Origin of the sequence: Spirillospora sp. CA-294931, assembly GCF_050946795.1 — a bacterium.
Classification (GTDB): domain Bacteria; phylum Actinomycetota; class Actinomycetes; order Streptosporangiales; family Streptosporangiaceae; genus Spirillospora.
The window spans coordinates 1,932,349-1,958,924 of record NZ_CP192006.1 but is presented as its reverse complement, the minus strand read 5'-3'; the positions used below and the strand labels follow the sequence as shown (position 1 = coordinate 1,958,924).

Genomic DNA, 26,576 nt, shown 5'->3' with positions numbered 1-26,576 from the left:
TCACCCCGTATGGATGGCGTGCTCGACGAGCCCCAGGAACGCCCGGTTCACCCCGGCCACGTCGTCGGACCGCAACGGCCGGTTGCCCGCCAGCATCGCGTACCCGTAGAGGGCCTCGGTCGAAAGCTCGACGACCCGCGCGTCCACGGTGCTGGTGAGCCGCGCGACCAGCGGGTTGCGGTGGTTGAACACCAGCAGCGGGCGGGGCCGCTCGTCCTCGTCGGGGGCGTCGTCCAGAAGCTCGGCCCAGACCCCGTCCGCCTCCTCGCGGGCGGCGCGCAGATCGGCGGCCAGCCTGGCGTCCGCCCCCTCCAGGTACAGCACCGGCAGCGCGACGGGCGAGAAGGAGCGCAGCACCGGCTCGCACCCCCGGGACGCCAGCACCTCGCGCGCGATGCCGAGGAAGTCGCGGGTGGCGAACTCGGCGGCCGCGTCGAGGGGGTCGAACCGGGTCGCCAGGTCTTCGGGGTCGAGCCGCCGCACGACCAGCTCGCGATCGAGGCGCGGAAGCCGCCGCAGGAGCTCGGCGTGGTAGGTGTAGGCGCCGTTGACCAGACCCATCCCCTGGGCCGCCGCGATGCCCGACAGCTGCCGGAACTCCTCGGCCGTCGCGGTGAAGTGGATCGTGCGGTGGCGGCCGCGGAACTCGCGCATCGGGACCTGGCCCTCGCTGGTCTCGAACGGGAGCCACTCGTCCACGATGCGCAGCATCTCGATGTCGTGCACGGCCAGCGCCATCACCCCGCGATAGTGAACCTTCAGGAACGCCGACAGCCGTTCGGGCGACGTCGCCGCCAGGCGCACCAGCCACCCGCGCAGCTGGTCGCCCAGCGCCTCGCGCGTGGTCACCAGCAGGTCGTCCTCGTGCAGCTGCTCGCGGCTCGCGGTGGGACGCAGCTCCTCGGTGTTGATCACGCACCGGACGAAGAACGCCCAGTCGGGCATGATCTTCTCGACCCGGTCGCCCAGCAGCATCCGCTTGAGGTAGACGCGGTGCAGGGCCCGCTCGTTGGGGTTGGTCTCGTGCGGCAGCACGAACGCCGCGCCGGTCAGGCCCGCCTCGGGGACGTCCAGGTCGATCACGTCGAACGGGGCCGCGCCCACGACCCGGGCGCCGTACTTCAGCAGCGCGTCCCGGCGCTCGTCGGGGCTCGGGTACTCGGCCCGCCACGGCGGCGTGCCGTCGCTGACCGGCTCGTCGCCGATCCGCACGTCGTAGGGCAGCAGCGCGCCGTAGTGCCGCACCAGCTCGGTGACGGTGGAGGCGTCGAGCCAGTGCTCGAAGTCGCGGCGCGCCCGCAGGACGACGGTGGTGCCCGGCTCGTCCCGCACCGTCCCCTGCTCGATCGTGTAGTGGCCGTCGGCGTGGCCGCGCCACACGACGGTCTCCGCGTCGCCGCTGCGCGTGATCACCTCGATCTCGTCGGCGACCAGGAAGCACGCCAGCAGGCCGATGCCGAACTGCCCGAGGAAGTCGTGCCGCGCGAACCCGAGCCGGTCGCGCTTGGAGGAGTTGCCGATCGTGGCGAGCAGCTCGTGCACCTGCGGCTCGGTCAGCCCGATGCCCGTGTCGTGGACGCGCAGCGACCCGTCCCCGGTCAGCTCGCGCGGCTCGACGCGGATGCGCGCGGGCGCGTCGCCCTCCCCGAGGCGGCGCGCGGTGATGGCGTCCACGGAGTTCTGCAGCAGCTCCCGGACGTAGACGCGCGGGCTGCTGTACAGGTGGCGGCTGAGCAGATCGACGATTCCCCGCAGATCCACATTGAAGCTGTGCTGCACGCGGATCACTGTATCCAGGGATTTCCCCGGCGGGGCGGCGACTAGACGATCGACGGCTCGACCGGTCCCCGGGGACGCTGGGACCGGGGCCTGGCCTGCGGGCAGGCGGACGGGGCCCGGCTGTGCGATCTTTGGCCGGGGTCGTTCGCCTGGATGGCCAGGCTGACGAGAGACTGCAGCAGGAAGAGGTCGCCGTCGGTGTCGAGATGGACCTGGACCCAGTCGGTGCCGGGCGCGATGTCGACCCTCCCGGAGGTCGCCAGGGCCGCGGTGAGGCGCCCGATGACCTTGCCGGTGAGGAAGACCTCGGCCAGGTCGCCCTGGTGGAAGTGGACGATCTGGAGCCCCGGCACGGCCAGGGCCCGGCCCGGGCGGCAGTCGGCCCGGCATGGCTTCAGAGGCCAGTTCCGGAAGCGGTCCATCGCCAGGTCGGCGTAGGTCACGGAGCGGTGGCTGCGTCCTCGGCTCATGAATTCCAGCGTGGCGGAACACCGCCCCGCACTCCCGATACGCGCGGGTCTTGGTGCGCTCGGCTCCTTCCTGGTGCCTTCCTGGAAGCCCGGAACCTTCCTGGAACGGCCCGCGCACGGCGTCCCGGATGTACGGAGGGACACCAGAACGCGAACTTCCCGGCAACTCGCGGAGGACGTCCCCGCCCGGGCCACAAGATGGTTGGTTGCCCGGGGCGGGCGCCTTGGACGGGAGAGGGACGGAGCGGGCGTTGAACTCCTATCGCGACCAGAGGGCGGACTTCACCCGCGAGCTGGTCGCCGGTCTGGACGGTACCGAACCGGCCGTCCTGGCGCGGCGCACGGGGTTGCGGGAGGAGACCGTCCGGGCGCTGCTGGACGGGGAGGGCGAGCTGCCGTCCTGGGAGATCGTCAGCGCCTGCCTGAACGCGGCCGGGGCCGGCGGCGCCGCGACCGCGGCGATGCGCGACCGCTGGACCGCCGCCGAGCAGGCCATGTGGGACGAGCGCGGCGACGACCTGCGCGCGGCGTTCGAGCGCAACCGCAACGGCAAGCCCGCCAAGACCGTCGAGACCCATCGGGCCGCGGTGCCGTGGCGGCGGCTGACGTCCCGGCACCCGGTGACCTTCGAGCCGTGGAGCGTCCCGGCCTTCGCCGACGGGCGGCTGCTTCCCGACCCCGCCTCGGCCGGGGACATCCGCGAGTTCTACGTCCTGCTCGCCCGGCTCAAGGACTGGGCGGGCCCGCCCCGGCAGTCGGAGATCGAGCGGCGCTCCTGGGGCACGCTGCCCGACGCGACCATCAGCGCCATGCTCCAGAAGGACCGCTGGCGCACCACCAGCGACCGCGAGCGCGTCCGGGTCGGCTACTTCGCGGCGGCCTGCGGGCTGCCCGAGCAGGAGGTCGCCCGCTGGGTCGAGGCGTACGAGCGCCTGCGGCACATCGCCCCGCCCGACGACCTGGCCCGGGCCCGCGCCGAGGCGTCCGACCTGCGGCGCCGCCTCGCCGACGCCGAGGCCGAGGCGGCCGACCTGCGGGGCCGCCTGGCCGCCGCCCGCCCCCGAGGCCGGCGCCTGCTCGCGGCGGCCCTCGCCGTCCCGGTGTTCGCCGCCGGCCTCGGCACGGGCGCGGTGATCGGCGGCGAGGAGAACAGCTCAGTCTGCTTCCGCGGCACGCTCCGCCTGGTCGGCTCCACCGCCTTCGAGCGCACGGCCGACGCCCTGGCGCGCGGCTACGAGCGCCTGTGCGGCGACGCCACCGTCGAGGTGCGCTCCACCGGGTCCAACGAGGGGATACGCGCCCTGACCCCCGGCAACGCGTCCACCACGATCGCCATGCACGACGGCCATCTCAAGCCCGACTCCGACGAGATCAAGGCGCGCGGCTTCCGCGGCACGCCCGTCGCCCTGGTCGCCTTCGCCGTCGTCGTCCACAAGGACACCAACCTCACCGGGCTGACCGTCCGGGAACTGCGCTCGGTCTACGCCCAGGACCCGGGCGTCCCCACCACCTGGAATCGCTTCAAGGGCGGCGCCGACGTCCCCGTCCGCATGGTCAGCAGGACCGAGGGCTCCGGCACCCGCACCATCTTCGAGGAGCAGGTGCTCGCCAAGCCCGAACCCGAGCTCTCGTCCCGCGACTGCCGCCGCAAGGACGAGCTGCGCGTCTCGGCCCGCATCATCCGCTGCGAGCGCAGCAGCCAGGCCCAGGTCCTCGACACCGTCAACCGCGTCCCCGGCGCCATCGGCTACGCCGAGCTCCACGTCGCCACCAACACCCGCCAGTACCCCAACGTCCGCATCCTCACCCTCGACGGCCGCCGCGCCGACCGCTCCCCCACCGAACCCCGCTACCCCTTCGTGGCGCCCGAGATCTTCTACTCCTACGGCCTCCCCCCGAACAACACCCCCGCTTCGGCTTTCTTCACCTTCCTCACCACCGATCGGGCGCGAAAGCTCCTCCACCAGGCCGGCTCCCACCCCTGCCAATCCCCCGACACCCTCACCACCACCCCCTGCCAGACCACCTGACGCCGCGGTTTTGCCGTCAGGACGGCCGGTAGCCGGAGGCCTGGAGCGTGAACAGGTGGGCGTAGAGGGCGTTCTGGGCCAGGAGTGCGGTGTGGGGGCCCTGCTCGGTGACGGTGCCGTTGGAAAGGACGACGATCGAGTCGGCGTCCCTGACCGTGCTGAGGCGATGCGAGATGAGCAGGCTGGTGCGGCCCTGGCGGTGGGCGCGCAGGCGGCGGTGCAGGTCGTGTTCCGCCTCGGCGTCCAGGCCGGAGCTGGGCTCGTCGAGGACGAGCAGGTCGGCGTCGGCGCGCAGAAGGGCACGGGCGATGGCGACGCGTTGCCACTGGCCGCCCGACAGCAGCACGCCGGTGCCGGGGTCGTCGCGGTCCATGGGGTCGAAGGTGCGCGACAGCATCGTGTCGTAACCGCGTGGCAGGGCCGTCAGGTTCTCGTCGCAGCCGGCCCGGCGGGCCGCCTCGCGGAGGCGGCCGAGGTCGTCCAGGGCGGTGAGGTCGCCGACGGCGACGTTCTCGGCGGCGCTGAGCTCGTAGGCCATGAAGTCCTGGAAGACGGTGCCGATGCGGCGGCGCAGCTCGGCCACGGGGAGGTCGCGCAGGTCGACGCCGTCCCACAGCACCGCACCGCGGGTCGGGTCGTAGAACCGGCACAGGAGCTTGACCAGGGTGCTCTTGCCGCCGCCGTTGGGACCGACCAGCGCGGTCGCACGGCCCGCGGGGATCGTCAGGTCGACGCCGCGCAGCGCCCACGGCAGGTCGTCGCCGTAGCGGAACCAGACGTCGCGGAACTCGACGCCCTCGGCGAGGGGACGGACGCCGAGGGACGCCTTCGTCTCGGGAAGGTCGGAGCCCGCGCCGACCACGAAGCGGTAGTGCTCGAAGAGCAGCATCGCCTCGTGGGTGCGGCCGACGCTGTGGATCACGATGGTCAGCCCGCCCTGGACCCCGGCGGCGGCCAGGATGAACATCGACACGTCGCCGACGGTGAGCCGTCCGCTCCGGGCCGCGCCGACGGCCCAGACCAGCCCGGCGCCCGCGACCAGGGCCCCGAGCACGCCGTGCAGCCCCTGGACCAGCAGCTCCCGGCGGCCGAGCCGGCGATGGCCGTCGTTGATGCGACGCAGCTCGCCGATCATGCGCACGCCGAACAGATCGCCCAGACCGTAGAGCCGCACCTCCTTGGCCGCGCTCACGCTGGTCAGGAGCTGGGCGTAAAAGAACTCGCGCCGGGTGGAGTGCCCGAGCTCCAGCATCATCTCGGCGCGGAAGCGGCTCAGCCGGAGCTGTCCGTGCAGGGCGATCAGCCCGGCCAGGACGACCGGCAGGAGCAGCCACGGGTTGAGGACGGCGAGGGTCACCAGGAACCCGCCGAGCGTGAGCAGGCCCTGCGCGCCGCCGAGCCCGCCGCTGACGACGTCGGACGGGCCGGTCGGCCCCGCCTCGGCCGCCAGCGCGAGCCGGTCGTGGAAGCGGGGGTCCTCGAAACGGCGCAGGCCGGGCATCCGGGCGACCGCCGCGTAGAGGCGCCCCCGCGCGGTGAGGTCGATCGCCCGGCGCAGTTCCGCCTCCACGTACTGCATGACCTCGGGCAGGAAGGCCAGCGCCACCCCGGCCAGGGCGAGCAGGACGACCGGCACCAGCAGCGAGGGGCGGTCGGGCGCCGCCAGCCCGTCGAGCACCAGCTTGGTCAGCCAGGCCACGGCGACCGGCAGGGCGCTTCCCGCGACGGTCAGCACGACGCGCAGCACCAGCCCGCGCGGCCCCGCCGCCCAGGCCAGACCCGTCGCCGCCGCGATCGAGGAGATCATGCCGCGGCCGGCAGCCGCTCGGGCAGCGGATGGCTGGCCACCAGCCGGTCGTCCGACAGCATCCCGAACGCGGGCAGCCCGATCACGCCGAACGCCGTCACCAGGGGCCCGCCCTCCTCTTCCTCGGTCAGGACCCGCGCCATCGGCGCCAGCCGCTCGCGCAGCTCGTCCCCGAACTGCGGCGCGCCCATGACGACGGCCAGGACGCCGTCGCGCCCGCCGGGCGCGCCCTCGGCGCGCTCGATGAACGCGGGGACGCTGAAGTCGCAGGCCTGGCAGCCCGGCGCGAGGAACGCCACCAGGGTCGGGCCCTTGAGCCCGGCGCGCGACACGGTCGTCCCGTCGACGGCGGTGACCTGGAAGTCGCCCACCTTGGCGCCCGGCTTGACCGTCATGGGCGGCGCCTCGGCGCCGGAGCCTCCCAGCCCGGGCGCGGGACGTCGCTGGAGGTCGCCGAGCCGCCGGACGACGCCGAGCGTGAGCGCGATGTTGACCAGGCTGAGCACCCCGATAACGGTCACGGTGGCCGCGGAGTAGGTCATGTGAACCCCTCAGGGACGGTCGAGCGGACGGTAGAGGTCGACGAGCTCGTCGAGGTTGACCAGGAGCAGGGCCGCCGCCGTCCCGGCGACGGCGGCGAGCACGGAATCGGCCGTGAGCGGCGGCGGAGCGGCGCCGCCCCGGGTGATGAGCAGCCCCGAGAACGCGACGAGGAGCAGCAGGCCGTTGCGGACCAGGTGCGCGGGGCCGGGCGGCCGGGTGCCCGCCCCGAAGCACCGGCACGGCACCGCGACCCGGCGCCGCATCATCGACCGCACGCCCGCGGAGAAGACGACGAGCAGGATGGCCGCCGCGCCGAATCCGGCCGGGACCAGGGCGGGGACCAGCATCGCGGCCGCGGTCGCGGCCTCCAGGGCGACCGTCACGGCGGCGGCGGGGGCGGACAGCCGGCGGGGAACCCCCGCGGCGGACGTCAGCCAGCCGCGGAAGTCCGCGTACGCCGCCCGCCCCGCGACCTTGGCCGCCGCGGAGCAGGCGAACGTCACCGCCACGGCCGCCTGGCAGCCGAGCGTCAGCTGGTCAGTACCCGACTTGTGTCACCTCGCCCCGTGCGAAGGGACCGCCCTTCATGAGCAGGTCCGCGAGGTGGTCGCCCAGCGGCAGGTCCATGTCGTGCTGCATCCACATGAACTGGCCCATCGGGTTGACCTCGAGGAACACGTACTCCCCGGCCGGGGTGACGATGAAGTCCAGGGCGGCGTAGACCGCGCCCAGCTCGGTCAGCAGCGCCTGGGTCTTCTTGACGACCTCCTCGGGCAACGGGCGGTAGGGGCCGTAGGGCATCTCCGCGCTTTCGCCCCGCCAGTCGACCCGGGTGGTGTCGCGTTCCTGCGACTCGATCGTCACCGGGAAGTAGGTGTTTCCCATGACGGTCAGCCGCACTTCGTACGCCTTGTCGACGTACTCCTGGAACATGCACATCGTGTGGCCGACGCGGTCGAGATGCTCGTGGATCTCCTCGCCGACCACGGTGGTCAGGAGGCCGGCCGGGAACGCGCCCGGATAGTGGATCACGCCGCCGGTGAACGCCTTGTAGGCGATCGGACGGTCGGCGTCGGCCAGCAGCGCGGCCAGCTCGGCCGGGTCGTTGGTCAGCAGCGTCCGGGGGACGCGCAACCCCAGCCGCTTGGCCAGCTCCAGCTGGTAGGGCTTGAGCTCGCCGACGGCGTCTACGTCGGGACGGTTGACCCAAAGGCAGTTGGTCGCCCGCAGGACGCCGCCCACCCCCTGCATGGCCTCGCGGCGCGCGAACTGCTTCTCCGGCTCGGCCATGTCGGGGCCGAAGTCGAACCCGGTCGGGCGGCGGTACCAGACCGACGAGAGCCGGTCGAGGTCGATCTCGCGGACGCCGTCGCCGTCGCGGTCGCGCAGCCGCAGCGTCCGGCGGGTCGTGCCGAAGTCGGAGGTCGTCACCGTCATCCGGCGCGGGAAGTAGCTGAGGTCGGCTCGGACGACCTCGGCGCCCCGCTCGGCCAGCGTGGTCACCACGGGGTCGACGGTCGGATCGAATTCCTGGGTGAGGACGAGCACGCGAGGTGCCGAGGTCGTCATCGGGGCCTAGCCGCAGGTGTCGTCGTAGCAGCGGTCAGTGCTGTAGCAGTTCGTCCGTGTGTAGGTGGTGATGCCGGCGGTGGGGAGGCCGGGCGGGTTGATCCAGGTCTGCGTCTCCTCGTCGAAGTGGCCCCACGCGGGCTGGACGGCGGTGCCGTCCCAGGTCGAGTACAGGTAGCCGAGCGGCTGGGCGCCCTGGTCGGCCGGAGGACGGAAGTCCGGGTCGATCGGGTGCCCGTCGACGAACGAGAGCGAGAGCAGCAACGGCTCCCGGGTCAGGGTGTCGGACATGGGTTGGCCTCCTTCTTCGCCGGTCATTCCGGCGACGTGGGCTCGGTGATCCCGAGGATTCCGGTCAGCTCTCCGGAGAACGACCACACGAGACGGGTCTCGTCGTAGTGCCCGGCGTCGAACCTCTGGTCGGTGTCGGGCATCGCGTCCGGCACCCGCTCGTACAGATAGGCGAGCGGGGTCGCGGGGCCGAGGCGCCTGCCCTCGCGGAGATCCGCGGGAACGGCCCGGACGACGAGTGAGCCGTCGTGGAGCTCGGGCGGATCGAAGCGGATGAATGCCGAAGAGGCGACGGCGTCGTCGCACCGGAGCGCCTCCGGGCAGGCTGCTGCGATCACGGTCGAATCCTGACCCGGCCGCGCTTTCAGTCCGCTCTCCGGACGCTCTCAGCCGTGCCGGCCGTGTTCCCGGGCGTAGAGCCGGACCAGGCCGGGCAGACCGTAGCGCGCCTCGCCCTCGGCGTCCGCGCCGAGGACGGCGACCAGTCCGGCGTCGACGAGCCCCTCCAGATGGGCCACGGCCGAGCCGGTCGCGACATCGAGCAGGGCGCCCGCCGCACACGCCGGGAAGCCGTTCGCCGGGAGGTCCCCCAGCCGCCAAAGCGCCTGCCGGTGGGCGGGCACGAGGTCGGCGCAGGCGGAGTCGAGGGCCGCGCGGACGCTCAGCCCGTGCACGGCGAGCTCGTCCAGCCGGGTCTTCTCCTCGCACAATCGCTCGGCCAGCCGGGAGGCGGTCAGCAGCGGGCGCGTCGCGAGCCTGGCGCCGGCGATCCGGACGGCCAGGGGCAGCCGGTCGCACAGCCGGACGATCCGCTCGGCCGTGGGGTCGCCGGCGAGCCAGGGGCGGCCCGAGGCCCGGCACAGCAGCAGGACGGCCTCGTCCGGCGAGGGCACGCCGAGCGGGAGCAGCCGCGCGCCGACCAGCCCGGCCAGGCAGACCCGGCTGGTGACGAGCACGGCGCACCCGGCCGCGGCGGGCACCAGGGGACGGACCTGCGTCTCGTCCGCCGCGTCGTCCAGGAGGATCAGCATCCTGCGTCCCGCCGTCCACGAGCGGTAGAGCGCGACGCGCTCCTCGAACGAGGCCGGCAGTGCCCCCTCCTGGATGCCGAGCGCGCGCAGGAACCGGCCCAGCACCCGCAATGGGCTGTCGCCCCGCAGGTCGGCGTGCAGCTGGCCGTTGACGAACAGCGCCGCCGTCTCGTGCGCGGCGTGCACGGCGAGCGTCGTCTTCCCGGTGCCGGCCGCCCCGTTGATCGCGAAGACGAGCGGGCCCCGGACCGTCATCATCAGGTCGCCGATCGCCTGGATCTCCTCGTGCCGGCCGGTGAAGTCGGGCAGGTCGGGCGGAAGCTGCCTGGGCACGGGGCCGAGCCGCCCGTCCTCGTGGAGGGCCGCGGCGTGCGCGCCGCGCATCTCGCGGGACGGCGCGATGCCCAGGTCGTCGGCCAGCCGCCGCCGTACCCGCTCGACGTGCCGGAGCGCCTCGGCGTGCCGTCCGCACGCCGACAGCAGCCGGACCAACCGCGCCTGGAGCGGTTCGTCGTAGGGCGCGGTCGCGGCGACCTCCTCGACCGCCGCGACGACCTCGCCCGCCCGCCCGAGCCGGAACGCCAGGTCGGCCAGCGCACCGGCGCAGTCGACCCGGGCCTGCTCCAGCGCCCGGACGACCGGGTCGGCGGCCAGCCACTCGGGGCGGCCGCCCAGCACGGGCCCCCGCCAATCCTCCAGGGCCGCGGCCAGCAGTGCCAGCCGCCGGTCCGGATCACCGGCCGAGCCGGCGCGCACCCGCTCCCGGAACCGCGCGAGGTCGACGGCGCCGTCGGGCACGGCCAGCCGGTAGCCGGTGCCCGAGTGTTCGAGCCGGCACGTCCCGCCCAGGTCCCGCAGCCAGGTCCGCAGCCGGTGGACCGCGCACTGCAGCGCCCGGCGGCTTCCCCGCTCGCTGCCCCAGGCGAGTTCGAGCAGGCGGTCCTCTCGCACGACGTCCCCCGGAGTGAGCAGAAGCGCGCCCATCAGAGCTCGCACGCTGGGCCCCGGAAGCGCGACCTCATTCCCCCCGGACCGGACGACCAGTTCCCCGAGGACGAGCAGATCCAGGTGGTCCCCGGCGCCGTCCCGCCGGTCGTCCCGGTTCTCCCCCACGACCAGCCGCCCGCCCGCCTGGTACTGGCGGTACAGCGTCGTATACGGCACCTGGAGCGTCGAGGCGGTGTCGCGCCAGGTCATCCCCAGCCGTTCACGGCACTCGGTGACGGCCTGCCGCAGTGCCCACCCGGACTGCCGCTGGACCTGGGCGATCAGCCGCGCCCGCACCGCCGGATCGACGGCCCGTCGCGCCTCAAGAAGATCGTCCGCGAGGCGCGCGAACACCCCGTCCACGACCTCCCCGTCGCCCCCGTCGCCCATCGACGGCCTCCCCGTTCGCCCCGCCCCAAGCTAGGGCTGTTTCACAACCGGAACAAGCCTGGACAAAAAGCTCATGTCCCCCAGGTTGCGACCGGCGGTCGTCTGGCGGTTCCAGGGCTAGCGGGGGGTGAGGGAACCGCGGGATACGGGGAAGTCGAAGAAGGTCGTGGGGAAGAGTTCGGGTTTGTGGGTGAAGTGCCACCACTCTTCGGGGAGGTTGGTGAAGCCGACCTTTTCGAGGGTGGACTTGAGGAGGAGGCGGTTGGCGCGCTGCTTGCCCTGGATTCGCGGGTCGAGGGTGTGGGAGAGGGTGTCGAAGCAGTCGAAGCCGGTGCCCATGTCGGCGGAGTTGTCGGGGAAGCGGTCGGCGGCCGGGTAGTAGCAGGGGACGAGGGGTTCGCCCGGACGGTAGGGACGGGTGGGGCGGGCCGGGAGCTTGACGACGGTGAGGTCGACGGTGCTGCCCCGGCTGTGGCCCGACTTCTCGGCGATGTAGCCGTCGAGGAAGAGGCGGGTCTTGTCGACGCGGGGGTAGAACTCGCGCTTCATCGCCTGGTCGTCGAGGTCCTTGGCCCAGCGGACGAAGTGGTCGACGGCACGCTGGGGGCGGTAGCAGTCGTAGACCTTGAGCGAGTAGCCCTGGCGCAGGAGGCGGCGCTGGGCCTGGCGCAGGGCCCGGGCGGCCGGACGGGTGAGGATGCAGATCGGCTGGCGGTAGCCGTCGACGGGTTCGCCGACGAAGTTGTGCCGGGTCTTGTAGCGCATCTCCTGGATGATCGTCGGGTCGATGTCGCGGAGCGCGACGAACTCCTTGGGCGCCTTGGGTTCCGGCTTCGCCAGGGCGGGCGCGGCGGGGGCGAGGAGGGCGAGGGAGGCCAGGACGGACGCGGTGAGGCCGCGGAGCTTCGGCATGGCAATGGATCTATCACGGAGGCGATTCGGCGACCAGGGTTGCATGTTCATGCACTCTGATGCATACTTCTGCTTATGTCTAAGGTGCTTACCTCCCTGCCCGTCGGCGAACGCGTCGGCATCGCCTTCTCCGGTGGCCTCGACACCTCCGTGGCGGTCGCGTGGATGCGCGACAAGGGCGCGGTGCCGTGCACCTACACCGCCGACATCGGGCAGTACGACGAGCCCGACCTGCCCTCGGTGCCCGGACGCGCCACGACCTACGGCGCGCAGGTGGCGCGGCTGGTCGACTGCCGCGAGGCGCTGGTCGAGGAGGGGCTGGCGGCCCTGACCTGCGGGGCGTTCCACATCCGGTCGGGCGGGCGCAGCTACTTCAACACCACGCCGCTCGGCCGGGCCGTCACCGGCACGCTGCTCGTGCGGGCCATGCTCGAGGACGACGTGCAGATCTGGGGCGACGGCTCCACCTTCAAGGGCAACGACATCGAGCGGTTCTACCGCTACGGCCTGCTGGCCAATCCGTCGCTGCGGATCTACAAGCCGTGGCTGGACGCCGACTTCGTCACCGAGCTCGGCGGCCGCAAGGAGATGTCGGAGTGGCTGCTCGCCCACGGGCTCCCCTACCGCGACAGCACCGAGAAGGCGTACTCGACCGACGCCAACATCTGGGGCGCGACCCACGAGGCCAAGGCGCTGGAGCATCTGGACGCGGGCGTCGAGACCGTCCAGCCGATCATGGGCGTGCGGTTCTGGGACCCCTCGATCGAGATCCCGGCCGAGGACGTCACGATCGGCTTCGAGCACGGCCGGCCGGTGACGATCAACGGCAAGGAGTTCGCGTCGGCCGTCGATCTGGTGCTGGAGGCCAACGCGGTCGGCGGACGGCACGGCCTGGGCATGTCCGACCAGATCGAGAACCGCATCATCGAGGCCAAGAGCCGGGGCGTCTACGAGGCCCCGGGCATGGCGCTGCTGCACGCGGCCTACGAGCGGCTGGTCAACGCGATCCACAACGAGGACACCCTGGCGGCCTACCACAACGAGGGACGGCGGCTCGGCCGGCTGATGTACGAGGGGCGCTGGCTCGACCCGCAGGCGCTGATGCTGCGCGAGTCGTTGCAGCGCTGGGTCGGCACGGCGGTCACCGGTGAGGTGACGCTGCGGCTGCGGCGCGGCGACGACTACTCCATCCTCGACACCACCGGCCCGGCATTCAGCTACCACCCCGACAAGCTGTCGATGGAGCGGACCGAGGACTCGGCCTTCGGCCCGGTCGACCGGATCGGCCAGCTGACCATGCGCAACCTCGACATCGCCGACTCGCGCGCCAAGCTGGAGCAGTACGCCGGGCTCGGCATGGTCGGCAGCTCGCACCCGGCGCTGATCGGCGCCGCGCAGGCGGCCGCGACCGGGCTGATCGGCGCGATGCCCGAGGGCTCGGCGGCCGAGGCGATCGCCTCGCGGGGACGGGTCTCCGAGTCGGACGCGCTGCTCGACCGCGCCGCCATGGAGTTCGGCACCGACTGAGACGGCGACGTGAGCCCGTCGCTCTAGGGGCGGATGGGGTAGACGTGCACCCCCGGCTGGGTGCTGTTGGTGGACGTGCGGGTCAGGCCCGTGGCCGACCCGTCGAGGAACGACCCGGGCGTCCGTGACCCCGGCATCTCGAAGAAGGTGCCGGGCTTGCCCGTCCCGTTGGAGTAGCCGACGGCCGCCGACGTCCCGCCGAGGCCCTGGCTGCCGCCGCTGAAGTCGCCGGTCTCCCACCGGAGCCGCTTGTAGCGGAACATGATGTCGAACGCCCCGTCGCCCGCGTCGCTCCGCTCGACGAGGTAGAGCTCGAACGAGTTCAGCTTGTCGGCGTGGCCGTCGTAGTAGCCGACGGCGTCGTACTGGACGCAGAACGCCCGCCGCCCCTCGGCCGAACCGGTCCCGTAGCGGACGGGACGGGTGCCCGGCGCGCGGGTGTCGACGTCCGCCCACCACGGGGCGATCATCGGCGACTCCAGCTCCTGGAAGGGTGCCGGCGTGAAGTCGCCCGACGCGGCGTCGAAGGTGACGTTGCCGTTGTTGTTGACCCAGAGGCCGGTGAAGCGGCGCCCCTCGAAGTCGACCGGGAACGGCAGCGCGACGCGCGGGCTCGACTGGTCGTCGTTCGGCAGCACCTGGTCGGCGGTGCAGCTCACCTCCGGCGCCGCGCCGTCGGCCTGGAGCTCGTACCGGCCGGTGAACCCGCCCGAGTCGAACACCCTGATCTGGTACCGCCCGCTCTCGCGGAGCCCGGTGAAGCCGACCGAGCCGCATCCCGGGCCGCGCGTGCGGCCCAGCGGGCGCCCGCTGGGCGCGACGACCGTGATCGCGAACGTGCCCGCGCCGGGGCACGCGCCCGGCGTGGTGATCCGGATCGACCGGCCCGCCCGGAGGTCGACCAGGTAGCGGTCGGTGGCGTGGGGCCGGTCGAGCGAGCCGGTAACCCGCCGTCCGAGCGGAAGCGTCGCGGTGTCCTCGACCGGGCCGCCCAGCGCGGTGAGGTCGACGGTCGAACGCATGCGCTCGGCCACGACCGCCGCGTTGCCGGCGAACCGCCGGTCGCCGGTCAAGGCGACGTCCAGGACGCACTGCTCCAGCGCCGCCCCGGGCGCCACGGCCTCGGCCTTGCAGGCACGCTCCGCCGCCGCCCGGTCGGCCGCGGAGAGGCGGGCGATCGAGGCCCGGGACGGCGGCACGACCGGCAGCGCCCCGTTGGCGGGGATCCTGCTGCGGAAGAAGGACGCGGTGCCCTGGGCCCGCCAGCTCGCCCCGAACTTCCCGTACAGCTGGGCGAAGTCGAGCGGGTCGGTCACCCGGGTGCCGTCGCGCGCGGTGAGGTCGTTGAGCGGGTCCTTGTCGGCGTTGCCCAGCAGGCCCCGTACCTTGCCCCATCTGCTCTTGGACAGGGTCAGGAACGCGTTGTCGGCGATCCAGCGTCCGGCCAGCAGCTCGGTGCCGTCCGGCCAGAGGACGACCGCGCCCCGGACCCGGCTCACGGTCAGCTTGGCGCCGCCGGGCAGGGTGGTGGTCGTGTTCTGCTTGAGCGGCAGCCGCCGCCCGTCCAGCCTGGCGACCTGGGGGTCGAGCGGCTGGGACGTCGCGTCGTCACCGAAGGCGATCACCGAGCCGCCCACCCGCGCCGCGACGCCGCGGTTGACCGACATCGAGGACGACCGGTTCGGCAACCGGGTGTAGCGGCCCTGGACGGCGAACCCGCCGGACGCCTCGGCGAGCACGTAGTCTCCCGCGCCCTGGAAGTCGACCGATCCCCCGTCGAAGGTGACGAGGTGCGGGTCGCCGTAGGAGCCGCCCGTCCCCGGGTTCTGAGGTCCGGTGTCGGGCCTGGTGCCGCCGTCGCTCCCGCCCCCACCGCCGGGCACGCCGCCGGGCGGCAGCTCGCACTGGTCGGGCGCGGCGACCCGGTGCAGCGGGGCGGGACAGCTGTCGCACGCGTCCCCGACGCCGTTCCCGTCGCGGTCGGCCTGGTCGGGGTTGGCCGTGCCGGGGCAGTTGTCGAGCTTGAAGGTGCCGCCCCGCCACGGCTGGCTGTCGGGGACGCCGTCGTTGTCCTTGTCGTTGGTCCCGTAGACGCGGGTGATGTCCTTCTTGATCTTCTTGAGCCTGGATTCGATCTGGAAGAGGAAGGGCCTGCCCGCCACGGCGCCGGGCGGCCCGCCCGGCTGCGGCGTGGCCTCCAGCCGGCTCAGCGCGACCGTGGCGCCGAGCTGGGCGGCCAGCGATCCGGGGTTGGCGTCGCAGAAGTCGACGGAGTCGAGCACCTCGAGCGTGGGCTCGACGTCGAGCAGCACCTTGGTGCGGACGCCCCTGGCGTCGGCCTCGGGGACGAACCGCACCGGCCCGGTGAAGTGCCGCGCGTCCGGGAAGGTCGTCGGACCCGGCGGCAGCGTGACCTGGCCCGGCCCGCCCGCGATGATCGCGGGCACCCGGCCGCTGTCGGACCAGGTGATGGGGACGTCTCGGCCGATCGTGCCGAAGTCGGAGACCTTCAGCGTCGTCGGCCGCCCCGGCGGCCCGAGCGCGGGCGGCCGGGGCGCGAGCGAGGACGCGATCCTGACGGTCAGCTCGTCGCCCGCCTTCACCGTCTCCGGGGCGTCGCGGAACTGCGCGATCGCGCCCGGGTCGGTCACCGAGATCCGGCTGTGGTCGCGCAGGCCACCGGCCACGAACCTGCCGATCATCAGGGTGGACGCCGGGCTGGCGTCCGGCGGCCGGTTGCTGGTGTTCTCCAGGAAGTGGTACAGCGTGTTCCGCAGCATCGTCCTGGCGTCGGGGACCTCGTAGGACTTGGTGTAGGGCTTGCAGTAGTCCCAGGGGAACTCGATCAGGGCCGCCCGGATCTCCATGCCCTTCAGGTGCGTCACCTGGAACTCCACGCGGCCGTCCACGATCCTGGTCCGCGGCCTGGTCACGGTCATGCCGTCGGGGTCGAGCCCCTTGACCTCGGTCTGGGACGGAGCCAGCCCCGCCACCCGGGGGTCGAGGGACACGGTGATCGGCTTGGCGAAGCGCAGCCCGTTGGGCGAGAGGTCCAGGATGCCCGTCCCGAAGTTCTCCTTGAGCCCGGTGAGCCTCAACGGGGTCAGGTTCAGCGCGGTGGGCCCGCGCACCGCGCCGGGCGGGACCGTGACCCGCCATCCGTGCCCGGCGAACACGGCGCCGCGAGGGCCGACCACGCTGGGCTCGGCGAGCTTCTGGATCGGCACGTCGGCCACGCGGGCCCGTCCGCCGGACATCGTCGCGACCGTCAGGCCGCTGAGCCGCCCCCGGTCGCGGATCGCGACCGCGACCCGGCCGTTGGGCAGGCCCTTGAGCGTGTACCGGCCGTGCCGGTCGGCCTTGGCCACCCACTTGCCGTAGGACGCCGTCGCCCCCGGGACGGGCCTGCCGGTGCCCGGTTCGACGACCCGTCCCGTCACCTCGCCGCGCGCCTTGGACGTCCGCTGAACGACCGTCACCGCCTTGGTGAACCGCCGCCTCCCGGCGAACGCCGTGACGGTCAGGCCGTGGCGCACGCCGGGACGCAGCAGGACCTCCGCCGAGAACCCACCGTCCTTCCCGGAAACGGCCACGGCCCGCAGCAGGCCCCCGGCGATCGTCACGACGCTGCGCGGCACCGTGCGCCCGCGCACCTGGACGCTGGCGTCCCGCGTCTCCCCCCGCGCGCTCACGCTCAGCCCCGAGGGCGGGACCTCCCGTGGCTTGGGGGTGGCTGCGCGGGCATCGATCTGGATCAAGGCGAACATCAGGGTCAGGGCCGTAGTGGCCGCCACCCCTCCCCGCATGAACACCGATCTCATCCCCGATCCCACGGAATACCGCATCCGAGACAACAGTACTCTTGGTAGTCGGCTCCTCACTTTCCGCAGTACTCTGGTGCGTCGTGAATGATCACGACGGAGCGCCGTCCGGCGAGCGCGACCTCGTCCGCAGCGGGCTGCCGCAGCTGGTCCCCGGCTGGGGTGTGCGCGCGCACGTGCTGCCGCGGATGCTTCCCGGGTTGGCGATCTTCGCCGGAGCCGTCCCGCCCTGGTTCCTGGTGCCCGACGACGCGGCCGCCTGGGTGGTGCTCCCGATGGCCGGTGCGGTCAGCGGCGCCCTGACGTGGTTCGCCTGCCGCGGGCTGCGCGAGCATCGCCGGACGCTGCCTCGGTGGGCCGCCCTCGCGCTGCCCGCCGTCTTCCTCGCGTGGCCGGCGCTCGCCGTGTTCGTGTTCTTCACCCTGCTCGGCGTGATCGCCGTCGATCCCGGCACGGCCAGGACCTGGGTCGGGAGCGAGCCCGCGCCGTCGGTCATTCCGGGGGTGCCGCAGGCGCTGCTGCGTTGCGCCACCGTCCTGGCGGCGTTCGGCGCCGCCAACTTCGCCGTCTCCACGATGAACGACCCGGTCGCGCGCGGCGAGTTCTTCCGGCCGATCGTCGATGACCTGGAGGCGGTCCTCACCCGGCACGCCCGCGCGGCGCACCGGCCACCCGGCGCCTCGTGATCGTCTCGGTGCGGAGCTCGTGGGCGCCGTCGGGACGCCTGGCCTCGTAGTAGAGGCGACGGGAGCCGTCGGGGAGGGCGAGGACGTCCAGGTAGCGGACGTCGACGACCGGCGCGTCCTCGGCGGGGACGAGGGCGGCTCCCCGGGGCAGCGCCAGGCCGGTGCGCTCGAACCAGTTCTCCTCGGCGGTGGCGCGGCCGTCGTAGAAGGCGCGGCCGTCGGGAAGGACGCTGGTCACGCGGACGCCCCGGGCGTCCCACGCGCCGGGACGTCCCCGCATGACCGTGCCGTGCCACCGCCAGCGCAGCCCGTCGTCGCTGGTGGCGTGGGCGGCGACCATCCGGTCCTCCTCCCCCGGCTCGTCGAGGAGGTGGCAGCAGACCCAGGCCCGCCACCGGCCGTCCTCGCAGCGGATCACCGGGTCCTTGACGGCCGTGTGCCGGTCGCCCTCGAACACACGGCGCACCGGCGCGCCGGGCAGCCCCTCGGGGGTGCCCGCCTCCAGGACGCCGATCCACCAGTGCTTGGTGCCCGGCGTCGCGCAGCTCACGTAGAGGCGCCACCGGCCGGACGGCGTGCGGACCAGCGCGGGCCGCTCGACCATCTGGGCGCCGAAGCGGTCGCGGGTGAGCACGGCGACCGTGGTGAACCGCTCCCCGTCGGACGAGCGGGCGATCACGTTGTAGTCCTCGCCGTCCCGCACCCGGTAGGCCAGGACGACCGTCCCGTCGGTGTCCAGCGCGCTGCTGGGCGCCCCTGCCCAGTGCTGGGGGCCGGTACCCGGGGACGGAACGGCGACGCGCCCCTTCTGGGGGAACGGAAGCTCATCGAATGCCATGCACCCCAGCGTGGCGGCCGTGTGGAAGAACCGGCAGTGGCAGAAATGACAGGCTCCCGGAAGTTTCTGCCAGAATCGGGGGCGTGATCCGGAACGTGGCCGCCCTGGTCGGCGGCAGGGCCGCCGCCTTCGAGCTGGGCGTGGTCTGCCAGGTGTTCGGGCTCGACCGCTCCGACGACGGGCTGCCCGTCTATGACTTCGCGGTCTGCGCCGCCGAGCCCGGCGCGGTGCCGTCGACGTCGGGATTCGAGATCAACGTCGTCCATGGGCTGGAACGGCTGGCGAGCGCCGACCTGATCGCCGTCCCCGCCTGGCCCGAACTGGACCTGCGCCCCTCGCCTCGGGTCGGCGCCGCCCTCCGCGACGCCGTCGCGCGCGGCGCCCGGGTGCTGTCGATCTGCACCGGCGCGTTCCCGGTGGCCGAGGCGGGCCTGCTGGACGGCCGACGCGCGGCGACCCACTGGCAGTTCGCCGACCGGCTGGCCCGGCGCCACCCGGCGGTCCGGGTCGACCGCGAGGTGCTCTACGTCCAGGACGGCCCGGTGCTCACCAGCGCGGGAGCCGCCGCGGGCATCGACGCCTGCCTGCATCTGGTCCGCCGCGAGCACGGCGCCGCCACGGCCAACGCGCTGGCGCGCCGGATGGTCATCCCGGCCCACCGTTCCGGGGGCCAGGCCCAGTACGTGGAGCTTCCCGTCCCGTCCGGCACCGGCGGCGACCTGGCGGGCCTGCTCGATTGGGCGCGCGCGCACCTGGACCGGCCGCTGACCGTGGACGTCCTCGCGGCCCGCGCCCACCTGTCGTCCCGCACCTTCGCCCGGCGCTTCAAGGACGCCACCGGCACCACGCCGCACCGCTGGCTCCTCGACCAGCGCCTGCAACGGGCCGAGGAACTCCTGGAGAGCACCGAGCTCCCGGTGGACGCGATCGCCGCGCGCGCCGGATTCGGCAGCGCCGACACCCTCCGCCACCATTTCGCCGCCCGCCGGGGCGTGACCCCGATCGCCCATCGCCGGACGTTCCGTCCCGCCGCCATGCGAAGATCAAATGAAGGATAGGAGGACGCGATGGAGCCCGCGGACGAGTTCTGGGCCGCCTATCTGAGCACCGAGCCCGAGGGCCTCGGCCCGGACGCCCGGTACGTCGAGGCGTTCCGGTTCGGCAACACCGACTCGATGGCCGACGAGCTGGCCGCGCTCGTGCTCGCCGGGGTCAAGACCACCACGTCGCAGCTGCTGAGAGCGGTCGAGACGCCGATCCGGCCGGGCGACCACAGCGTCGTGCTGGACGCCGCGGGCGTTCCGGTCTGCGTCATCCGGACCGTGCTGACCGAGGTCGTCCCGTTCGACGCGGTCGGCGAGCGGTTCGCGTTCGACTACGGCGAGGGCGACCGCACCCTGGAATGGTGGCGCGCGCACCTCTGGGACTACTACGCCGACGAATGCCGCCGCAACGGCTGGGAGGCCGACCCTCAGATGCCGCTGCTGTGCGAGACCTTCCGGGTCGTCCACCCGGCCCCCGGACGTTCCTGACCGTCAGGAACGGCGGCTGTGGGCTCGCGACCACAGGGCGGGCCAGCCGCCCGCCGACAGCCACGACACCGGGACGCGCAGGCCCGCCGCGGCGATCGCGGGCCAGAACGCCTCGGTGTCGGCGCCGAGCTCGCGCGCATCGGGGAACGCCCGCTGCCACGGGCCGTTCTCGTCCTTGAGGCTGGTGACCGGGTACCCGGGGACGGTGACAATACGGCGCCCCGCCACCGGCATGAGCGGGATGCCGGGCGCCCGGCAGTTGATCATCACCGTGAGGGCGCAGAGCATCGGCTCGGTCGTCCCGCGCGCCAGGGCGCGGGCGATGGCGGGGTGGTCCTCGCGGGCGAGGCGTCCGAGGGCGGCGCGGACGCGGCGGGCGGCCAGATCGAGCCCGAACGCGTCGGCGATGGCGGGGGCCTTGACCAGCTTGCGCAGGGTCTTGGGCAGCGGGGGCTCGGTGAGCAGCAGCGGGAGCTGGTCGAACCGCTCGCGCAGCTCGGGGTCGAGGGCGTCCAGGGCGTCCCGCATCGGACGGGTCCCGCTCGCGGTCCACAGCCGCTGGAAGCCGACCGCGCCCGACTCCAGCGCGTCGCGGCACAGACCGGGGACGGCCTCGGGCCCCAGGCGGCGCAGGTGCGTGAGGGCGGCGTCCTGCGGGGTCCCGGCGACGACGGCGAACGTCTCGACGACCTCGGGCGCGACGGCGTCCCACGCCTGCCGCGCCAGCGCTCCGATCGCGGGACCGGCGTCCTCGACCAGGCGCGGACGGGGCCGGGGACGGGCGGGCGCGTCCGGGGGAGGCTCGTCCGCCACCACCTCGGTCACGGCGGGCGCGACGCCCGGGATGGTGGCGGCCCACGCGCGGACGGCCGCGTCCAGCTCCGGGGCGGGCGTCTCGTTGAAGCGGACCGCGATCTCGTCCAGACGCCAGCCGCGCGTGGCGGGACGCAGCGGGCGCAGGTCAGCGTTGGCGATCAGGAAGCCGCCCTCGTCGTACAGCCCGGCCAGGCCGCACCGTCCGGCCCTGGCGTCGTCGAGGTAGTAGGGGCCCGCGATGCAGTTGCCCATGTACTCCGACCATTCGGCCAGCGTGCGGGCGTCGCGGGCCACGCGGACGCGCAGGCGGGTGCCCTCGACGAGCGTCCCGTCGAGCGCGGCGATCGGGGCGGGGACCGCGAACCCCCCGGTGAGCGCCGCCGCGATCGCGGTGCCCGCCTGGAGGCCCTCGGTGAAGGACGTCCAGGTCTTGGCGCCCTTGGGCGGGACGCCGCCGAGCGCGACCAGCTGCGCGGCGCCGGACACGGCCAGCGTGACCGAGTCGAGCTTCGGGGTGAGCGGTCCGGTGTCGGGAGGCGGCGGGTCGTGGTCGAACCAGGGAGCGCCCGTGCCGGGCATCGGCCGCGCCAGGTCATGGCCGTACAGCCGGGCCAGCGCGTCGACGAGGTCGACGTACCAGAGCAGGTCGCCGACGTTCTCGACCTCGGCGACCGGCGTGCGGGGCAGGTCCGCGATCCGCTGCGCCAGCGGCTCCGCGCCGTTCGACCAGGGCGGGATGCCGCCCCACTCCTCGGGAGGACGCGTGTAGCCCGCCTCCTTCCTCCAGTACGGCAGCCTGTAGACGGCCCAGTCGCGCAGGACGCCCTCGGGCACCTGCGGCGCGTCCAGGAGGTGCTCCGCCGTCCGGATCACCACCAGGGCGTAGTCGCGGGCGATCGCCAGCCGCTGCCGGACCAGGCCCGCGAGCTTGGCCTTGGGCGTCCCGCTCTCCAGTGCCCGCACGATGTCGTGGACATAGACGACCGGGCGCGGCGGCAGGCCCGTCATCCCGGGGACCCGGCGCTTGGCCTCTTGCAGCCCCACCGCGGACAGGTCTCGCACGGCCACGCGGAGCAGTTCCGTCGAGCGCGTCAGGCCGTCCTCGAACCCGTGGTCGGCGACGGCCGCCGCGGTGCGCAGCAGGGCCGTGGCCGCGAGCGCGTCCTCGACGAGGTCCTGCAGCAGCCCGTACCAGTGCCCGTAGGGCGGCGTCCAGCGAGCGGCGTCCGCCAGCGTCGGCTCCTCGCCCCCGTACGCCGCCCGCAGCCGCCGCACGAGCGCCTCGTCCTCGTGGTGCCGGCGGCGCGCGACGATGTCGCAGAACCGGTCGCGGCGCCCCTGCGTGGCCAGCCTCCGCTCGCGCACCGCCAGCCCGGCATGGTGCTCCAGCACCCGTTCCCACAGGTCCAGGATCAGCTCAAGCCTGCGGGGCCGCGCCACCGGCTCCAGCACCTGCCGCAGCCGCGTCGCCAGCGCGGACGGCTGACCGCCCGGGATCATCACGCCGCCGTCCGGCGCCTCCAGCGCCAGCACGCGTTCGAGCTGCTCGGGCCCGAGGACGTCGCTGGCCGCCGACGCCAGATGCAGCGCCGCCCACCGTCCCTCCCCGATCGCCCGCGCCGCCGCGGCCCCCACCCGCCGGGTGACGCTCGGCCCGAACAGCGCGACCAGGAACCCGCCCCGCTCGCCCAGCCGTCCGGCCCCCTCAAGCCCGAGAACCCTGAGCGCCGCCAGCACCGCGTCCCGCTGGTCCCCCCGCGCCCCGTCCAGCCGCGCGGACCTGAACCCGCCCCCGAGCTCCACCCCCGCGCCCGCCGCGACGACTCCCCCGTCGCCGACCAGCCGCCGCAGCTCGGCGACCGCACTCCGAACCTCGTCCGCCCCGGCCTCCACGGGCCCCAGCACAACGGCCGCCCCCGCAGCCGCCTCATCACCCTTCTCAAGCCGAACCGGCCCCTCGACCCCCGGTACCCAAGCCCGGACATCGGAGGCCACCACCCCACCCGCCAACCGAATCCTCATCCCCCTCATCATCCCGAACAACCCCAAAGCAGCCAACAAGGTTTCTTCGGCGAGCGCCCGGCAGTCCCGACACTTCGGCTCAGGTGACAGAGCGGCTATGGAATATTGGTCGACCGACCGGCCGCACCGGAAGGAATCGACAAATGAAGATATCGCTGCTCGGGGATCTGATGATCGTCGGCGACAACGGTCGGCCGATCGACCTCGAGGAGCAGGGTGGCCGGCGCAAGCGGCGCGTCCGGAACCTGATCAGCATTCTGGCATTGCGTGACTGGGCACTCACAAGCGGTCAACTCAAGGAGTTGCTCTGGGATGATCCACTCGATCGGGACTACACGTCGACGCTGACCAATCTCATTTATCAATCCCGCCGAATTCTTCCTCCGGACCGGCTGGTGAGCGAGCAGGAGTCCGGCTCACCCTGGCGCTACCGCATGGCGCTGAATCCGGGCGACGAGGTGGACTCCCGACGGTTCACCGAGCTGGCCGGGCTGGGCGAGCAGGCCCGGCGCGAGGCGGACCTCGATCAAGCCGCCGGCCTCTTCGGCCAGGCCCTGCGTCTCTGGCGGGCCAGGCCGGGCCGGCCCCTGCTCCCCGATCTTCCGGACCGGCTCTCGATGCAAAGGCCCCTGAGGTCGCTGCTCGCCCTCCGGGTCCGGCTCGCCGAGGACTGGGCCGAGATCCAGCTGGAACGCGGGGCGCACGGCCGTGACCTGGCGGACGAGATCCAGGCCCTGATCGACCTCGATCCCACGAACGAGCGTCTCCGCAGCCTGCGCATGCTGTGCCTCTACCGCTCCGATCGCAAGAACGAGGCATTGCACGCATACACCGAGGCCGTGGGAATTCTGGAAGACATCCTCGACGCCCTGCCGGGCCCGGCCCTCGAACGCATGCACCGGCGAATCCGGTACAGCGACCCGGAGCTCTCCTGGAAGCCTTTGTACCGCGCCCCCTCGAGCGCCCGTATACCCGCGCCCGACCGTCCCACCGTCAACGGTGTGGACGATGTCATCCTGGGAGGCAAGGACAACTACGAACCCGACAGAAGCCTGGTACAGGAGATCATTTCCGAGACGGGCACCGACTCCTGGAAGTTGCTTGAAGAAAAAACTCTCTGCGCGCAGCGGATGACGCGGTACCTGGCCGGGCAGGGCATCAGGCAGTTCGTCGATTTCGGTTCGGGTCCGCCCCAGCAAATGGGGCGGCTTCCACTTCACGTGATCGCCCGCAGGTACGATTCCGGCTGCCGTTTCATCTACAGCGATACCGACCCGGTGGTCGCCGCCCATTTCAATTCGTACATGACCGACGGCGAGGGCGTCATCTTCCGGGAACTCGACCTCATGGACGTGCGCAAGTGCCTGCACGAGGCCCGGGAGCATCTGGACTTCAACGAACCCGTCGCGTTCATGTTCTTCAACGTGCTCCAGTACGTGGGCGCAACGACCGAGGACCTCGGCACCAATGCCCTCCGCAGGACCATGCAGCTCTATGTCGACGCCTTGCCCTCCGGCAGCTATCTGGGAATCATCCACCTCAGCGGCGACCAGCTGGATCCGCTCGTCCGGCCCTACATCGACGCCTTGAACCCCGACGCTCCGCTGCCCAACCACCTGCGCACCCCGGAACAGATCAGCGAACTCTTCTGCGGCCTGCCCCTGATTCCACCCGGGCTCACCGACGTCGCCGACTGGCGTCCCGAAGAGCCCTTCACACCGCGCCGGATGCGGATACTCGGCGGCATTGCGCGAAAACCGGATTCCGCGCGGATTCCTCCACCTTCGACCTGACGACCGGTTGTTCGAGTGTTGCGGTCCAAGCCGGATACCATCGGCGGCTGGGGACCGATGTCGGCCAGGGCGCCGGCAGGCCGCCCGGCCGTACGGGGACGCGAAGGGGAAGCATGCGCATCCGGGTGCTGGACGATTTCGAGATCGTCACCGACGACGGCGCCTCGATCACGCTGCCCGCGGCACAGCGTCGCCTGATCGCCACCCTCGTGCTCGCCGGTGAGGCCCTGTCCTCGAAGCAGCTGAAGCGCATCCTGTGGGGTGCCGACGGCAAAGACCACACCAGTGCCTTCACCAGCCTCGTCCACAAGGCACGCCGCGCTCTTCCCCCGGGCAGGCTCAGCGCGGAGGGCGGCGGTTACCAGTTCCGGTTCGAGGACGGCGACGTCTTCGACCTCAGGGAGTTCGAGACCCTGGTCGAACGGGCGCAGCGGTCACGCGAGGCCAAGCCGGACGAGGCCGCCGGGCTGTACGAGTCCGCCGTCGCCCTCTGGGGTGACCCGCCGCTTCCCGATCTCCCGACCGGCCCGGACCTGCCGGTGGTCACAGTCAAGGCGCACCGTCTGCTGCTGGTGCTCCAGGAGGCCAGGGAGGCCCTGGCCGAGATCCGCCTCGCCCAGGGCGAGCACCGCCGCATCCTCCCCGACCTCCGGTCGTGGACGGCGGCCGACCCCTTCAACGAATACATGCGGCAACTGCTGATGCTGGCCCTGTACCGGGAAGGTCGCAAGAGCGAGGCCCTGGCGGTCTACAACGAGGCCCGCAGGCTGCTGGTGGAGCAGGGTGGAGAGGACGCCGAGCCCGGCCCCGTCCTGCGGCGCACCCGCGACCAGATCCTCGCGGACGCCTCGGAGCCACCGCCTCCCTCCGTCCCGGTGCAGGACCCGCCGGAGATCACCACGGGCCTTCCCGACCCCACGCGCATCCTCGACTACCTGCGCGGCGGCAAGGACAACTTCGAGGTGGACCGCCAGGCCGCCAAGGCGCTGGAGGCCACGGCGCCCGGCCTGCACGAGCTCACCGTGGCCCACCGCGAGTTCGAGGACCGCGCCGTCGGCGCCCTCGCCAGAGCGGGCATCGACCAGTACATCGACCTGGGGGCGGGACTCCCCGACGTCCGCAACACCCACCAGGTGGCGCGCGAGGTGGTCCCCCACGCTCGCGTGGTCTACGTCGACCACGACCCCATGGTCGAGATCCACTCCCGCGCCCTGCTGCTGGACGACCCCTCCAAGACCGCCTTCGTCCGCGCCGACCTGCGCGACGCCGAAGCCGTCCTGAACGCCCCCGAACTGCGACGGATGATCGACTTCGAGCGTCCCGTGGCGTTCCTGCTGACCTCGGCCTTCCCATTCCTTCCCGAGGACGCCACCCAGGTCATGAACTCCTACGTCGACGCCATGGCCCCGGGAAGCTACCTCGTCCTCTCGGCCGGGGTGGCGGACGGGCTCCCCGACCGCGCCGTCGAGCTCATCACCCGGACCTTCTCCTCGTTCCGGCTCCGCACCCGCGCGGAACTGGCCACCCTGTGCGAGGGCCTTGAGATCATCGAGCCTGGAATCGTCGACATCCAGCACTGGCGCAACCCTCTTGAGGTTCCGATCTGGGTCCAGCGCGCCCTCTGCGTCGTCGCCCGCAAACCCGGCGGCACCACCCCGATGATCTAGGTCCAGGAGGCGGGTCGACCACGTCGGCCAGGGACTGTCAAGGACGGCCGGATGTGATGACGTCG

Annotated in this window: 20 protein-coding genes; 7 read left to right on the top strand and 13 right to left on the bottom strand. The window is 72.9% G+C overall.

Translation table 11 applies throughout. The features are described 5' to 3' along the window. On the bottom strand, window positions 1-1,779 hold the full coding sequence (locus tag ACQPY4_RS09245; protein WP_433334479.1) for an HSP90 family protein: 1,779 nt from the start codon (window positions 1,777-1,779) through the stop codon (window positions 1-3). A 41-nt stretch (window positions 1,780-1,820) separates the two neighbouring features. After that, window positions 1,821-2,249: a luciferase family protein gene (locus ACQPY4_RS09240; RefSeq protein ID WP_433334477.1), complete on the bottom strand. Its 429-nt coding sequence runs from the start codon at window positions 2,247-2,249 to the stop codon at window positions 1,821-1,823. Window positions 2,250-2,500: 251 nt separating this feature from the next. Here ACQPY4_RS09240 and ACQPY4_RS09235 point away from each other — a divergent pair, with 251 nt between their 5' ends. Next, a complete protein-coding gene (locus tag ACQPY4_RS09235; RefSeq protein WP_433334475.1) occupies window positions 2,501-4,279 on the top strand; it encodes a substrate-binding domain-containing protein in 1,779 nt (592 codons plus the stop codon). Between the two features lie 16 nt (window positions 4,280-4,295). Here the strand turns inward: ACQPY4_RS09235 and ACQPY4_RS09230 are convergent, their stop codons facing one another. From ACQPY4_RS09230 to ACQPY4_RS09195, 8 genes are all read right to left on the bottom strand, one after another. Further along, on the bottom strand, window positions 4,296-6,086 hold the full coding sequence (locus ACQPY4_RS09230) for an ABC transporter ATP-binding protein (protein ID WP_433334473.1): 1,791 nt from the start codon (window positions 6,084-6,086) through the stop codon (window positions 4,296-4,298). Next, complete coding sequence (locus ACQPY4_RS09225) at window positions 6,083-6,628, bottom strand: TlpA family protein disulfide reductase (protein ID WP_433334471.1); 546 nt, start codon at window positions 6,626-6,628, stop codon at window positions 6,083-6,085. Before ACQPY4_RS09225 ends, ACQPY4_RS09230 begins: the two co-directional genes overlap by 4 nt. Before the next feature lie 9 nt (window positions 6,629-6,637). Beyond that, window positions 6,638-7,138 carry a MauE/DoxX family redox-associated membrane protein gene (locus tag ACQPY4_RS09220; RefSeq protein WP_433334469.1) on the bottom strand — a complete coding sequence of 167 codons (501 nt, stop codon included), beginning with the start codon at window positions 7,136-7,138 and terminating at the stop codon, window positions 6,638-6,640. Between the two features lie 28 nt (window positions 7,139-7,166). Next, the gene (locus ACQPY4_RS09215) at window positions 7,167-8,198 is read right to left on the bottom strand and encodes an MvdC/MvdD family ATP grasp protein (protein ID WP_433334467.1); all 1,032 of its coding nucleotides are present in this window, start codon (window positions 8,196-8,198) and stop codon (window positions 7,167-7,169) included. Between the two features lie 6 nt (window positions 8,199-8,204). Next, window positions 8,205-8,489 carry a hypothetical protein gene (locus tag ACQPY4_RS09210; protein WP_433334465.1) on the bottom strand — a complete coding sequence of 95 codons (285 nt, stop codon included), beginning with the start codon at window positions 8,487-8,489 and terminating at the stop codon, window positions 8,205-8,207. 23 nt (window positions 8,490-8,512) lie between these two features. Next, window positions 8,513-8,827 carry a hypothetical protein gene (locus tag ACQPY4_RS09205; protein ID WP_433334463.1) on the bottom strand — a complete coding sequence of 105 codons (315 nt, stop codon included), beginning with the start codon at window positions 8,825-8,827 and terminating at the stop codon, window positions 8,513-8,515. 48 nt (window positions 8,828-8,875) lie between these two features. Beyond that, entirely contained in the window at window positions 8,876-10,897 is a 2,022-nt protein-coding gene (locus tag ACQPY4_RS09200; protein WP_433334461.1) for a BTAD domain-containing putative transcriptional regulator, read from the bottom strand. Between the two features lie 117 nt (window positions 10,898-11,014). Further along, window positions 11,015-11,809 carry a M15 family metallopeptidase gene (locus ACQPY4_RS09195; RefSeq protein ID WP_433334459.1) on the bottom strand — a complete coding sequence of 265 codons (795 nt, stop codon included), beginning with the start codon at window positions 11,807-11,809 and terminating at the stop codon, window positions 11,015-11,017. Between the two features lie 75 nt (window positions 11,810-11,884). On the opposite strand from ACQPY4_RS09195, the gene argG reads away from it, so the two are divergent. Beyond that, window positions 11,885-13,336 (top strand): argininosuccinate synthase, encoded by a 1,452-nt coding sequence (gene argG, locus ACQPY4_RS09190; protein ID WP_433334457.1) that lies wholly within the window; start codon window positions 11,885-11,887, stop codon window positions 13,334-13,336. A 23-nt stretch (window positions 13,337-13,359) separates the two neighbouring features. Here the strand turns inward: argG and ACQPY4_RS09185 are convergent, their stop codons facing one another. Then, window positions 13,360-17,157, bottom strand: coding sequence for a nidogen-like domain-containing protein (locus tag ACQPY4_RS09185; RefSeq protein WP_433334455.1), 3,798 nt, complete (start codon window positions 17,155-17,157; stop codon window positions 13,360-13,362). Window positions 17,158-17,240: 83 nt separating this feature from the next. Between ACQPY4_RS09185 and ACQPY4_RS09180 the strand changes: the two genes are divergently transcribed. After that, the gene (locus ACQPY4_RS09180) at window positions 17,241-17,843 is read left to right on the top strand and encodes a hypothetical protein (RefSeq protein WP_433334453.1); all 603 of its coding nucleotides are present in this window, start codon (window positions 17,241-17,243) and stop codon (window positions 17,841-17,843) included. On the opposite strand, the gene ACQPY4_RS09175 is transcribed toward ACQPY4_RS09180, so the two are convergent. Beyond that, a complete protein-coding gene (locus ACQPY4_RS09175; protein WP_433334451.1) occupies window positions 17,797-18,681 on the bottom strand; it encodes a hypothetical protein in 885 nt (294 codons plus the stop codon). The two genes, ACQPY4_RS09180 and ACQPY4_RS09175, sit on opposite strands and share 47 nt — an antisense overlap. Before the next feature lie 86 nt (window positions 18,682-18,767). Here ACQPY4_RS09175 and ACQPY4_RS09170 point away from each other — a divergent pair, with 86 nt between their 5' ends. Next, window positions 18,768-19,739: a helix-turn-helix domain-containing protein gene (locus tag ACQPY4_RS09170; protein ID WP_433338862.1), complete on the top strand. Its 972-nt coding sequence runs from the start codon at window positions 18,768-18,770 to the stop codon at window positions 19,737-19,739. 9 nt (window positions 19,740-19,748) lie between these two features. Continuing rightward, on the top strand, window positions 19,749-20,213 hold the full coding sequence (locus tag ACQPY4_RS09165) for an ASCH domain-containing protein (protein WP_433334449.1): 465 nt from the start codon (window positions 19,749-19,751) through the stop codon (window positions 20,211-20,213). 3 nt (window positions 20,214-20,216) lie between these two features. Here the strand turns inward: ACQPY4_RS09165 and ACQPY4_RS09160 are convergent, their stop codons facing one another. Beyond that, complete coding sequence (locus ACQPY4_RS09160; RefSeq protein ID WP_433334447.1) at window positions 20,217-22,922, bottom strand: hypothetical protein; 2,706 nt, start codon at window positions 22,920-22,922, stop codon at window positions 20,217-20,219. A 272-nt stretch (window positions 22,923-23,194) separates the two neighbouring features. Between ACQPY4_RS09160 and ACQPY4_RS09155 the strand changes: the two genes are divergently transcribed. Both ACQPY4_RS09155 and ACQPY4_RS09150 read left to right on the top strand, forming a co-directional pair. Further along, a complete protein-coding gene (locus ACQPY4_RS09155) occupies window positions 23,195-24,844 on the top strand; it encodes an SAM-dependent methyltransferase (protein WP_433334445.1) in 1,650 nt (549 codons plus the stop codon). Window positions 24,845-24,957: 113 nt separating this feature from the next. Then, window positions 24,958-26,511, top strand: coding sequence for an SAM-dependent methyltransferase (locus ACQPY4_RS09150; RefSeq protein WP_433334443.1), 1,554 nt, complete (start codon window positions 24,958-24,960; stop codon window positions 26,509-26,511). The last annotated feature ends 65 nt before the right edge of the window (window positions 26,512-26,576 follow it).

What these genes read in the sequence shown, in the direction of transcription:
- ACQPY4_RS09150 (WP_433334443.1), top strand. Translation starts at nt 24,958, where the DNA reads ATGCGCATCCGGGTGCTGGACGATTTCGAGATCGTCACCGACGACGGC.
- argG (WP_433334457.1), top strand. Translation starts at nt 11,885, where the DNA reads ATGTCTAAGGTGCTTACCTCCCTGCCCGTCGGCGAACGCGTCGGCATC.
- ACQPY4_RS09225 (WP_433334471.1), bottom strand. Translation starts at nt 6,628, where the DNA reads ATGACCTACTCCGCGGCCACCGTGACCGTTATCGGGGTGCTCAGCCTG.
- ACQPY4_RS09185 (WP_433334455.1), bottom strand. Translation starts at nt 17,157, where the DNA reads ATGAGATCGGTGTTCATGCGGGGAGGGGTGGCGGCCACTACGGCCCTG.
- ACQPY4_RS09230 (WP_433334473.1), bottom strand. Translation starts at nt 6,086, where the DNA reads ATGATCTCCTCGATCGCGGCGGCGACGGGTCTGGCCTGGGCGGCGGGG.
- ACQPY4_RS09215 (WP_433334467.1), bottom strand. Translation starts at nt 8,198, where the DNA reads ATGACGACCTCGGCACCTCGCGTGCTCGTCCTCACCCAGGAATTCGAT.
- ACQPY4_RS09240 (WP_433334477.1), bottom strand. Translation starts at nt 2,249, where the DNA reads ATGAGCCGAGGACGCAGCCACCGCTCCGTGACCTACGCCGACCTGGCG.
- ACQPY4_RS09200 (WP_433334461.1), bottom strand. Translation starts at nt 10,897, where the DNA reads ATGGGCGACGGGGGCGACGGGGAGGTCGTGGACGGGGTGTTCGCGCGC.
- ACQPY4_RS09165 (WP_433334449.1), top strand. Translation starts at nt 19,749, where the DNA reads ATGGAGCCCGCGGACGAGTTCTGGGCCGCCTATCTGAGCACCGAGCCC.
- ACQPY4_RS09155 (WP_433334445.1), top strand. Translation starts at nt 23,195, where the DNA reads ATGAAGATATCGCTGCTCGGGGATCTGATGATCGTCGGCGACAACGGT.
- ACQPY4_RS09195 (WP_433334459.1), bottom strand. Translation starts at nt 11,809, where the DNA reads ATGCCGAAGCTCCGCGGCCTCACCGCGTCCGTCCTGGCCTCCCTCGCC.
- ACQPY4_RS09210 (WP_433334465.1), bottom strand. Translation starts at nt 8,489, where the DNA reads ATGTCCGACACCCTGACCCGGGAGCCGTTGCTGCTCTCGCTCTCGTTC.
- ACQPY4_RS09175 (WP_433334451.1), bottom strand. Translation starts at nt 18,681, where the DNA reads ATGGCATTCGATGAGCTTCCGTTCCCCCAGAAGGGGCGCGTCGCCGTT.